7 protein-coding genes are annotated in these 11,088 nt (G+C 57.1%); 3 read left to right on the plus strand and 4 right to left on the minus strand.

The window, feature by feature from the left end:
- The first annotated feature begins 34 nt into the window (after positions 1-34).
- The 3 genes from FKG94_RS07825 to FKG94_RS07835 all read left to right on the plus strand — a co-directional run bounded on the left by FKG94_RS07825 (position 35) and on the right by FKG94_RS07835 (position 5,804).
- Positions 35-2,332 (plus strand): TonB-dependent receptor, encoded by a 2,298-nt coding sequence (locus FKG94_RS07825; RefSeq protein ID WP_246125012.1) that lies wholly within the window; start codon positions 35-37, stop codon positions 2,330-2,332.
- 92 nt (positions 2,333-2,424) lie between these two features.
- The gene (locus FKG94_RS07830) at positions 2,425-4,221 is read left to right on the plus strand and encodes a DUF885 domain-containing protein (RefSeq protein ID WP_142903643.1); all 1,797 of its coding nucleotides are present in this window, start codon (positions 2,425-2,427) and stop codon (positions 4,219-4,221) included.
- A 296-nt stretch (positions 4,222-4,517) separates the two neighbouring features.
- A complete protein-coding gene (locus tag FKG94_RS07835) occupies positions 4,518-5,804 on the plus strand; it encodes an amidohydrolase family protein (protein WP_142903644.1) in 1,287 nt (428 codons plus the stop codon).
- Positions 5,805-6,062: 258 nt separating this feature from the next.
- Here FKG94_RS07835 and FKG94_RS07840 read toward each other — a convergent pair whose 3' ends face one another.
- The 4 genes from FKG94_RS07840 to FKG94_RS07855 all read right to left on the minus strand — a co-directional run bounded on the left by FKG94_RS07840 (position 6,063) and on the right by FKG94_RS07855 (position 10,743).
- Positions 6,063-6,467, minus strand: coding sequence for a RidA family protein (locus FKG94_RS07840; protein ID WP_142903645.1), 405 nt, complete (start codon positions 6,465-6,467; stop codon positions 6,063-6,065).
- Positions 6,468-6,537: 70 nt separating this feature from the next.
- On the minus strand, positions 6,538-7,029 hold the full coding sequence (locus FKG94_RS07845; protein WP_142903646.1) for a VOC family protein: 492 nt from the start codon (positions 7,027-7,029) through the stop codon (positions 6,538-6,540).
- A gap of 41 nt (positions 7,030-7,070) precedes the next feature.
- Complete coding sequence (locus FKG94_RS07850; RefSeq protein ID WP_142903647.1) at positions 7,071-8,393, minus strand: NRAMP family divalent metal transporter; 1,323 nt, start codon at positions 8,391-8,393, stop codon at positions 7,071-7,073.
- Positions 8,394-8,556: 163 nt separating this feature from the next.
- On the minus strand, positions 8,557-10,743 hold the full coding sequence (locus FKG94_RS07855; protein WP_142903648.1) for a TonB-dependent receptor: 2,187 nt from the start codon (positions 10,741-10,743) through the stop codon (positions 8,557-8,559).
- Between the last annotated feature and the right edge of the window lie 345 nt (positions 10,744-11,088).

The following is an 11,088-nucleotide window of genomic DNA, read 5'->3' on the forward strand; positions in this document are numbered from 1 at the left end:
GCGTTAACTATGCGTGAAAAAAGAGGGCGGAGACATGACCAGAAAACACCTTGCCGGCAGGCGCCCCGATTTATTTTTCGACACGGTTTCCGGTATTGCTGCCGGCACTATTTCCATTACTATGGCTAAAACGGCGCTCGCCGTCGCCCTGGTCGGGACCGCGGGTTTAGCGGCGGCGCAAACCGATGCGCGGATTGAGGAGATCGTGGTTACCGCCCAGCAACGGGAGCAGAATCTGCAGGACGTACCCATCAGTATTTCTGCCTTTACCAGTGAGGCGATCGAGAAGAATATGTTCTCCGATGTGGGCGACTATGTCACCCGCACCCCCAACGCCAGTTTCACGTCAAACGGCGCCCGCTCGCGGCGCAGTATCAGCATCCGCGGCGTCACCAACTTCCTGGTCAGCAGCAGCGCGCTGAGAACATCGACCTTCGGCTTTTATGTCGACGGCTTTAATGTCGCCGGCAGCAGCATCAACCCGCCCATTATGGATATCGAACGTATCGAAATACTGCGCGGTCCCCAGGCCACTTATTTTGGTCGCAATGCCCTCGGCGGCGGGATAAATATCACCTCCAAGAAACCGGAGAACGACTTTGGCGGCTCGGTGATCGTCGACTACTCGCGATTTAACACCCTGGATATCGAAGGTGTGCTGAACCTTCCGCTGGTGGAAGACGTGCTGGCGGCGCGCGTCAATGTCAAACGCTACAGCACCGATGGCTTTATTGAAAACATCAACCCCCTGGGAGGCGGTAACGACGCCACCTACGACTATGTCAAGCTATCGCTGCGCTACACGCCGACGGATAACCTGACCGTCGACCTCACCGGCAGCATCGCCAATGAAGAAGTGGGTATGCGTGAAGGTATTCCCTCCGGCGTATTCTCGACGTTTGCCGGCGACGTGCTCTATGCCGACTTCCCGGACCGGGACGGCGACGGCCTGCCGGACCCGGACCCGGACGGCGTGGGCTTTTATCCGAGCAACCGCACCAAGGTGAACTTTAATTCACCGCAGACGGTGGGCACGGACTTCAAATACCTCGTCAATCGTGTCGACTACGAGTTTGCCGATCTGTTGTTTACCAGCATTACCGGCTATATGGAATCGGATTTTTTCCTGCAGGGCGATATCGACGGCGGCAGCGGTGATTTCTTCAACGAAATTCGCACCATTCCCCGCGACAGTATCAGCCAGGAGTTCCGGCTGCAAAATACCGGCACCAGCAATTTTACCTGGAACCTGGGCCTGCTCTACGCCAGGGACCGGGGAGCGGTCGACAACCGCACCTTTGTCGGCGAGGCACAACCGTTCGATCTGCCTGTAGGTTTTCTTATCGACAGTGAGGATTCCAAAGAGGAGGCGGAAAACTGGGCTATCTTCGGCCAGGCCGACTACAAGCTGACCGACAGGTTGACAGTGTCGCTGGGCGGCCGCTATAGCGAAGAGACCAAAGAGGCGAATATCCGTGGCTTCTCCGGCACGCTAGAAACCGTTTTATCGGTAGAAGATACTTTTACAGACTTTTCCCCGCGTCTGGCACTCAATTATGAGCTGCGAGACAATGTTTCACTCTACGCAACGGCGTCAAAAGGTTTCAAATCGGGCGGTGTCCAGATCAGCCCCTTCCCCGGTGCCGAATCTTTCGAGCCGGAGACTTTGTGGAACTACGAGGTCGGCGCAAAGTCGGACCTGTTCGACAATCGCCTGCGTTTAAACCTGGCGCTTTTCTATATGGACTGGGAAGACCTGCAAACGGCGTTTCAACAGGCGGGACTGGATGAGAACGGCGATTTTATTCTCTTTGGCGGCATAGACAATGCCGAAAAGGCCACTTCCACCGGCGTGGAACTCACCGCCACCGCCTTGTTCAGCGACAATCTGGTCGTCAACTTTACCGCCGGTTACCTGGAGGCGGAGTACGACAAGTTTACCGCGTTTATCGATGGCGCCAACCGAGTGCTGGACGGTGAGACGATACCCAACTCACCAAAATGGACCTTCTCGGCCGACGCCGAGTACGGCTTTGACATCAACGCTGATCTCAGTGGTTATGTGCGGGCCGAATGGACCTACCGGGATGAGATTCAATCGTCCACCAGCGCCTTGATACAATCGGGTTTTCCCTGGCAGGTGCCGAGTTACGACTACGTCGATCTGCGCGCGGGTGTCGAACACGAACGCTTTTCGGTGGTAGCCTATGTGGACAACCTGTTCGACAGCAAATATTTTACCAATGCCTATCAAAAGGCGTTTACCGGCGGCCTGCACATCGAGCCGTCTTACCGAACCTTTGGTCTACGCTTGACCTATAATTTTGACTGACTGCTCCACTCCTCCAACCTCATGCCTCCCGGTTGCAGTACTGATCAGGGGTAACAGTACCGGGAGTATGAGGGCTTTTTGAGGACCGGCCAATGCTGCGCACCACAGCGAAAATTTTCTGCTTAATCTGTATAACCTGCCTGCCGAGCGGTTGTGCCGTGCGCGAAAGCGCGCCGGATGAATCCGAACGGCTTTCCCAATACCTGGAATCGGTCTACCAGCGACGTCTGGCGGCAGACCCCATGCTGGCGACCCGACTCGGCCTGAAGCAGGGCAACGACAAATGGAGCGATATCTCGATTCAACAAATGGATCGGGAGACGCGCCAAAACTGGCTGGACCTGCACCAGTTGCGCACCTCTTTCGATATCCGGCGTTTGGATCAGGCCGGCCGCTTCAACTATCGGGTGTTCGAGGCCGAGCTGAAACTGCGCATCGAACGGGCGAGCTGGCGTTATCACCTGACCCCGATCAACCAGATCGTGGGGCTGCACCTGGAAATCCCCGGACTGTTGACGAACCACCACCGTATTGACGACTCTGGCGATGCGCGTGCCTATATTAACCGCTTGCAAACGGTCGGGCGCCCCATTGACCAGTTTATCGAATTGTTCAAGACCCGTGAGCGCAAAGGCTTCTCGCTGAGTAAGAGTGTCTTGCCGCGCTTGATTCACGCCGCTGAAACGCTGGTGCAGGGCGATCCGCAAGACAGCATACTGCTGGCGGATTTTACACGCAAAGTTGAGAAACTGTCGCTCGGTGACGAGGATAAGAGAGCCCTGATCAATGCCGCGAGCCAGGCCATCGACCAGGACTTTATTCCTGCCTACCGCCGCCTGATCGATGCATTTGCAGCCCATACCCCGGTGGCAACCAGTGACGAGGGCGTCTGGCGACTGCCCGACGGCGAGCAGTTCTATCAGTTTCTGCTGCGCCAGTATACGACCACCGATATAACGGCGGACCAGGTTCATACGCTCGGACTCGAGGAAGTTGAGCGTATCCACCGGGAAATGGAGTCGATTAAAAACAGCGTCGGCTTCACCGGCACACTCAAGGAATTCTTTCAACACCTGAAAACCGCACCGGCGTTTTACTATCCCAACTCGGACCAGGGCCGTGCGGAGTATCTGCAACTGGCGCGCACCATTGTGGATAGGACCAAATCCCGCGTCACCGATATTTTGCCGCAGGCGCCGGCCGGCGACCTGGTGGTAAAAAGAATCGAAGCCTACCGGGAAAAGTCGGCGCCCATAGGATTTTATGGAGCTGGCAGCGCCGATGGTGAAGTGCCGGGAACCGTCTATTTGGGTATGTACGATATGGAGAGTCTCGGCAGTTTCGACTTACCCGCGCTGTTATTTCACGAGGGCATACCCGGTCATCACCTGCAGAGCGCGGTGATGCAGGCCCAGACGCATATTCCCAGCCTGCGCAAGTACTATGTGTGGTGGTCAAACACGGCCTTTACCGAGGGCTGGGCATTATACGGGGAGTACCTGGCCCGCGAATTAGGACTCTACGACACGCCCTACGCCGATTTTGGCAGGCTGGCCGGAGAGCTGTGGCGCGCCTGCCGCCTGGTGGTCGACAGCGGTATCCATGCCAAGCGCTGGTCGAGACAGCAGGCCGTTGCCTATCTCAATGAAAATACCGCCAGTTCACTGGAGAACAATGAACGGGCCGTGGATCGCTATCTGGCGGTGCCGGGCCAGGCGACCGCGTTTAAGATCGGTATGATGAAGATACTGGCGCTGCGCGAGCGCGCCCGCAGTCAACTGGGGGACCGATTTGATCTGCGTGAATTTCACGCTATTGTATTGAGAAACGGGCCGGTGCCGTTGGATCTGTTGGAGCAGGAGATAGCGGAGTGGATTGGTGATAATTAGGTCCGGGAATCTGTCAGCGCAGAGGCTCCAAGCTTGATGGCCCTGAACAGAGTAACCCGAAGTAACTATTCAGGCGTCTACTTTTGGCGGGGATACTTGAGAGGGCTTACCCCAACCTATCGACCCTCACTGTCGTCCTACCGATAATGATTAAGAATACCAGAGGCAGACCGATCAGTTAGCACTCCTTTGCTTAAGTATCACCACCAACAAAGGTAGCGCCCGAAGCAAATGCCATCAAACACAGCACTTAAAAATAAATAGCAACACAAACAGTAAACGAGATAGGGAACACCATGAATAAACTCTGGGCACATTTTATCGCCGGCTGCCTGGCCGCTGTCTCCACCTATGCCCCGGCCGTCGAGCCGCCCGGGGTCAGCGCCATCGTCGGCGCGACCCTGGTCGACCTGGAAGGTAAGGCGCCTATTGCCAATGCCGTGGTGTTGGTGGAAGGCGAGCGAATCAAGGCGGTGGGCGCCGCTGCCGATATCCGGGTGCCGGCCAATGCCGAAGTTATTGACGCCAGCGGCACCTGGTTGATTCCCGGCCTGATGAATATGCATGTGCACTACGGCCTGGTGCTGCCGGGAAAAATGGCAGCCGAACTGGCCAATGAAACCGAGGCGGAACTGGCCCTGCGCATGGCCGCCGCCGCCCGCGACAGCCTGCAGGCCGGCGTCACTACGATCCGCTCGCCGGGCGACCAGCGCCACGGTGATCTGGCATTAAAAAAGGCCATTGCCAAAGGGTACGCCGATGGACCACGTATCTTCAGCGCCGGCAAGGCACTGGCCATTACCGGCGGCCACGGCTCCGAGGCCGACACTACTTACTTCGACGGGCCCTATGAACTGATGAAAGCGGCGCGGCTGGAAATCAGCGCCGGCGCCAGCTGGGTCAAGATTCTGATCTCCGGCGGTATCGCCACCGACGGCGGTGGCATTGCCGAGGCACTGATGACGCCGGAGGAAATTAACGCGGTGGTCGATGCCGCGCATCGCTTTGGCGCCAAGGTAGCCGCTCACTCCGGTTCTCCGGCGGCGACCGATATTGCCGTGGATGCGGGTGTGGACAGTATCGAGCACGGCTATTTCCTGGATCGCAAAGTGTTGAGAAAAATGAAGAAACACGGCACCTGGCTGGTGCCCACGATTGTGGTAAGCCAGCCGGCGACGCAGCCGTTCTTTGAACGGATAGGTTCGCCGCAGTGGTATCTGCAACGCCGGGATTCGGTGGGTAAAGATCACTGGAAAGCGTTGCAGACGGCGATAAAAGAGGGAGTCAATATCGCCCTCGGCACCGACCAGTTGCCGTCGGAGCCGAACGACGGCACCACCGCCACCGCCCGCGAGGCGCAGTACTACGTCGAAGCCGGCATGACACCGCTACAGGCGTTGCGCTCGGCGACTATAGCCCCGGCCACAATGCTCGGGGCCGAAGATGAAATCGGCTCTTTGAGCGCCGGTAAATTTGCCGACATAGTGGCCGTGGATCGAGACCCGACTGAAGATATCAAAGCGCTGCGCAATATCCTGTTGGTGATGAAAGGGGGCAAGGTTTATCGCAACAGGCTGAAGTAACAAACTATTGGCTATTGAATCTTGAAACTTGAGGGACGCCTGCAACTTAGCAACTTAGCAACTTAGCAACTTAGCAACTTAGCAACTTAGCAACTTAAGTATGACCTTGAGGATCTTGAGGGATACCTGCAACCTAGTAACTGACTAAAGCGTGCTGCGTTGTGTAAGCTCGTTGTCACATACTTAAGTTGCTAAGTTGCAGGCGTCCCTCAAGATTCCTGGCAAAACACTAGACAACGACCCCAGGGACAGGCACTGTCAATCGATTTCCGCAGTCACCTCAATCTCAATCAAAAACTCCGGCAGCGCCAGGCTTTGCACACCGATCCAGGTATTGGCGGCGGGTGTGACAGCGCCGTAGAACTCGGCAATTGCCGCACCTACCGGCTCCAGGTACTCCGGTTTATGGTTGACGACGTAGGTGCGCATGCACACAACATCCGCAACACCGGCGCCGGCGGCGGCCAACACGGTCTTGAGATTGGCGAACGCCTGGCGCGCCTGGGCACCGATATCGCCGGCACCCACCACATTGTAATCTTTGTCCCAAGCCACCTGACCGGCGCAGTGAATCGTGGTCGTGCCCCGGCTTTTCACCGCGTGGGAAAAACCGTATTGCACACTGCCGTAAAGTGTATCGGGATTTATCGGTTCTCGCTTCATACCTGTTCCTCCAGTCTCAGTTTATCCAAACCCGGGCAATTCCCGTTGACGATGACGCGGCGCTTTGGTGCTAAATGTACTCGACCAATTCAAGCTGGTTGCCGAAAGGGTCCAGAATATACCAGGACTTGGAAGGCGCACAGGGCCCGTCTTCCATGGTGATGGGACCGGCCATGGCGCGGCAGCCGCGCTCCACCAGGTAATCGATGGCAAGGTCGATATGGTCGACCTCCAAACACAGGTGGCGGCTGCCGACATCGCAGTTTTTCGGCGGTACCTTGGCTGCAGTTTTCGGCAACTGGTATTGAAAAAGCTCCATATTCAGGTTGTCGGTCAAACGCAGCATGGCAATTTCAAGGCGCGCACCTTTGACGTTGACATGGGCATCGGTCCAGTCGCGACCATCCTCCAGCGGGGGAATTTCAGCGGCGTCGAACGGGCCCATGCGATAGTTTACCTCCGCGCCCATAACCTCCGTGTAAAACGCGATGGTAGCGTCGAGATCGGCAACGGTGAGTGAAACATGATCGGCCCGTTTGAAGACGGGTTTGTTGATTGTCATTGTGTCACCTCCTGCAAGTGGGCGTTAACTGAGAAAGACCGTTAACGCAAAAAGAAGTCAATGTAGTCCGGCAGCTTATCCGCGGCCAGTGCCAGCGACAGAATCAAACCCGCTGTCAAAACCAGGTTGCGCCACCATTCGGCGGTGTGTTGCCCCACAACTGACTTGCGGTTGACCAGGTAAATAACGATGGCGAAAACCAGCGGAATCACAATCACGTTAACGCCCATCAGCAATATGACTTTCAACAGCGCCGGCAGACTCCACAGCGGCGCCAGCAGAGCGGGAACGAGAATAAAGAAAACCAACAGGTAATGGTAAAGTCTATTGTCCGGGGTGAAGCGCCAGGTTTTATTGAAAACATCCAGGCAGAAATAGCTCGAGACCTGGGCGGCGACGATCATGGTCGTGATGGCCGCCATCAGCACCCCCAGGGTGAAGATAACCGGGCCGGCAAAGGCGATGCTGGCCGGCAGGGCATTGGTCAGCACTTTGCCGGCCTCCTGCACCGTGTCGATACGGGCGTGATGGTCCAGCGAAAACAGCGCGAAACCACCGGCGATAACAATAAAAATGGCGTAGGCACCAAAAATCAATCCAAGGTTCAACCAGGACTTCCTGAAATCCCGCTTTAATGTCGATGCATCGCTATTGGCGTCGCTGGCCAGGTAGGGCATTCCCAGAAGCGCCGCCGGCGCAATCGCACTGCCGACCATGGCGATCACTGAACTGCTGGACAGGCGCAGTCCATCACTGCCGGGAATCGGCAGGTCCGGCGGAAAACCGGGCACAAAACCGCGCAGGATAGCCGGCAGCTCGCTGAGTCCGCCAATCGCGACGATCAGGAAACAGACAAACATCAACACCATCAGCAAACTCATCGCCGTCTGCATACGCCCGTAGCCACGGGACAGGAACAGCCACAAAATAGCGACGCCACACAACAGGGACAGACCGAATTCCAGCATCGGGCCGGCGCTTGTGACACCGGCCCCGGATTCCGCCGCGCCACTAACACCGACCAGCGACAGCAGCGATGATGTGATTACCGATACCTGGCCCATGATAATCAGGATATGAACCGGAACCGTAAGAATCAGCAACAGCCAGGCGAGACCGGCGTGGGTGTTGTGCCTGATCAGGGAGAACATGCCCTGGCGGGGGTTGAGCGATCCGATCCGCGAGGCGCTGTCGACACCGATCACAAACACGGGCAGCATCAGCGGAATAACCCACAACAGCTCGTAACCGAACCAGGCCCCGGCGAGAATAAACGATGCCACCGCTCCGGCGCCCATGGTACCCGCGGCCATGACCGCTGTCGGTCCGACAATATTGCTGAACAGCCTGGCCAGCCAGCTCATGGTTTACTGCGATGTCTCATGGTGCAATTGCCCGTCGTTGCGGTTGATCACTCTGGTTGATGATGCCGACTATTCACCCCAATCGCCGCCTGGGTTGATAAACCCGTTTGATCGCACCCTGAATGCCCGGCTTCAAATGGATTCCGCCAACAAATACAGTTCCCTAAAAAAAGCGTTGCTGGAAACTCAAGGCAACAGTGCGCGGTCGCTGCGGAATAAACCCGTCGGGTGTCAATCCGGGTATGATTCTGAATACGTCGACAGCCGTATCATCGTCAAACGCATTGTGCACCGCCAGCACCGCCGACCAGGTGTCGGACTCGACACCTACCCGCAGGTTAACCAGGCTGTAGGAATCCAGCGTCACAAACAGCGGGCTGTTCGGGCGCAGCTCGGTATTGCGCTCGTCGACGTAGCTCAGGTCCGCGCCGACAAATCCGGTCAGGTCCCTGTAAGGCAAGGGCCTGGCGTACTGCCCGGTCAATGTCAGTGTAGTCTCCGGTATATAGGTAATGCCATCGCCTTTCAAGCCGCTTGTCGCCAGCGGGTTGTCTTCCGACAGTTCAGCGTCGGTATAACTGGCGACCAGACCCAGGTCCAGGCCGGGTATGGGACTGGCGGTTATATCGATCTCGATACCATAGATATCCGCCCCGCCGCCGTTGGCGCGAAAGGGAAAGAACACCGAGGGATTGTTCGGGTCCTGGGCCTGATCCTGAATCTGGATATCTGCCCAGTCTATGTAATAAAGGGAGGCGTTGGCGAGCAGCTTGCCCTCCATCCAGGTGCTTTTTACGCCGATTTCGTAGTTGTCCAAAGCGTCGGAGCCAAAGCCGGCGGGAATGGTGACCTGGGCAATTTCAGCGGCGGTCTGGTCGTTGGTGCCGCCGGCGCGGAAGCCTTGGGACCACTGTAGAAATGTCATTAAATCATTATTGACCTGGTAGGAGAGGTTGAGCTTGCCGATGGTGTCGTCCTCGCCGAACTTCAATCGCGGACCGCGCCCGGCGCCGGGCGCGCCGCTAAAGCCCTGTACCGCGGTGGCCACTTCGTCAACGTCGATATCGAACCAGCGGATACCACCGGTGAGGGTAAGCTCCTCGGTGACATCCACTGACAGCTCGGCAAACAAAGCCTGTTCACTGACAGAGGTATCGACGTTGCGATCCAGTGAGAAGCCGCTCACTTCGGAAAACTTACCGGTTACCGGATCGGATGGAAAAATCCGGCTTTGAAAAAAGCGCTCTTCATCCTGGGCAAAAAAGCCCGCCAGTGCCTGCACCGGTGAATCCCAGGCCGAGGTAAAACGGATTTCGTAACTCTCCACCTGCCGGTCTTTCGGCTGGGTAATCACCGAGGTGGGACCGACGGCGGCGGAGGCGTCGCGGTTAAACACCGTGTCGCGGTCGAGCTTGGAGACGGTGCCGGTGAAGGTGCCATAATCGCTGCCGTATTCGAGCGTCGCGTTGTAAATTCGAATCTCATCGTCGAAGGGGTTGGCGGAGAGGTCCGCCTGGGTTAAGTCGGCAAGGGCGGTGCCGGTGCCATCCACCCGGTTGAAGTAGGCTGGTCCATCGGTCTCCAGGTTTTGAAACATGGCCATCAGGCTCAGGGACAGGGCGTCATTGGGTGCGTACAACAGACTGGCACGCGCCGCGGTGGTGCTGTCGGAGTTAACGCCGTCGTCGAAGCGGCTGTCGATAAAGCCGTCCTCATCCAGGCGCAGTGCCGCCAGTCGCACGGCGAGCTTGTCCTCGATCACCGGCAGATTGACGGCCGCCTCCACCTGACCGCCGATATCCGCACCGCTGATATGGCGCAGGGTGGCTTGCAGGTTGAGTTCCGCTTCTGTCAGCTCGGGCTTGTTGGTGATATAGCGGATCGTTCCCGACAGTGAACTGGAACCGAAAGTCGTGCCCTGGGGACCTTTGAGCACCTCGACCCGGTCGATATCAAACAGCTTGATATCCGGCTGCCGGCCACCGCCGTCCTGGGCGTTCTCACCGGTGATAACCACCTCATCGAGATACAGCCCGACGGTGCCGGCGCCAGTGGCATTGACACCCCGGATAATATAGCGCTTGTCGCCGGGGCCCTGGTCAAACACTGACAGGCCCGGAATCAGGCGGAAGAAACCGTTGAAATCGCTGGCGCCCGCAGCCGCGAGCTGCTCGCCGGTCAGCGCCTGCACCGATAGAGGAATACTCTGCAGACTCTGCGGCCCCCGTTTGCTGGAGGTCACCATGATTTCTTCGATTTCCTCGGCATGGAGGTGGGGTGCGAGAGTGACTGCAAGTGCGAGACCGGGCAGGGCAAGGCGTTGCAGATTGAGGCCTGTGGATCGTTTCATGGCTGGGCGTCTCCCTGGTGGTCCGGGGTATCTGTGTTGTTGTTGGCACCGGAATTAGCGGTGTTCTTGGTATTCCCTTAGATTAACCCGCCATTAAATTGATTCAATAGCATCAAATAGGTTGTTTTGTTGTTTTATACGCAACAAAAAGAAGCGATAAATGAGTGGGGATACCGAGACAATAGGCCCGTTGGGCTGGCGTCGTTAGGCTGGGACAGACTCCCCCGGTATACCGGGACAGGCACTAATCGGTATACCGGGACAGGCACTAATGGCACTCACCTTAAGCGAAGGCGTGCCAGTTCACCGATCTGTCTCTGGAGGGGGCTTTCAGAAACACGTTGT

Origin of the sequence: Exilibacterium tricleocarpae (assembly GCF_007004655.1) — a bacterium.
In the GTDB taxonomy this organism is placed as follows: Bacteria; Pseudomonadota; Gammaproteobacteria; order Pseudomonadales; family Cellvibrionaceae; genus Exilibacterium; species Exilibacterium tricleocarpae.